Raw genomic sequence first — 478 nt, forward strand, 5'->3', positions numbered from 1 at the left:
GTGCCATGTTGCGACGCTGATGAAGCGCATGGGCATCGAGGCGATCTACCGCAAGCCGAACCCCTCCAAGCCGGCGCTGGGCCACAAGATCTACCCGTATCTGCTGCGTGGGATGAAGATCGAGCACCCGAACCAGGTCTGGGCCATGGATATCACCTACGTGCCGATGGCGCGTGGTTTCGTCTACCTCGCCGCCGTACTCGACTGGTTCAGCCGCCGGGTCCTGTCCTGGCGAGTGTCAATCAGCATGGAAGCGGCGTTCTGCGTCGAGGCACTGGAGGAGGCAATGTTCAGGCATGGCCGGCCTGACATCTTCAATACGGACCAAAGATCGCAGTTCAGCAGCTAGGCCTTCACCGAAGTGCTGCTCAAGGCCGATATCGCCATCAGCATGGACGGCCGAGGCGCCTGGCGCGACAACGTCTTCGTCGAGCGGCTCTGGCGCTCGGTCAAGTACGAGGAGGTCTACCTGAAGGCC

The 478-nt window shown here is 61.7% G+C and carries 1 pseudogene; it reads left to right on the forward strand.

Annotated elements, in window-relative coordinates:
* A pseudogene (locus D9599_RS30925) lies at positions 1–478 on the forward strand (DDE-type integrase/transposase/recombinase); the annotation flags it as partial.

Origin of the sequence: Roseomonas sp. KE2513, from assembly GCF_016107305.1 — a bacterium.
Taxonomy (GTDB): domain Bacteria; phylum Pseudomonadota; class Alphaproteobacteria; order Acetobacterales; family Acetobacteraceae; genus Roseomonas.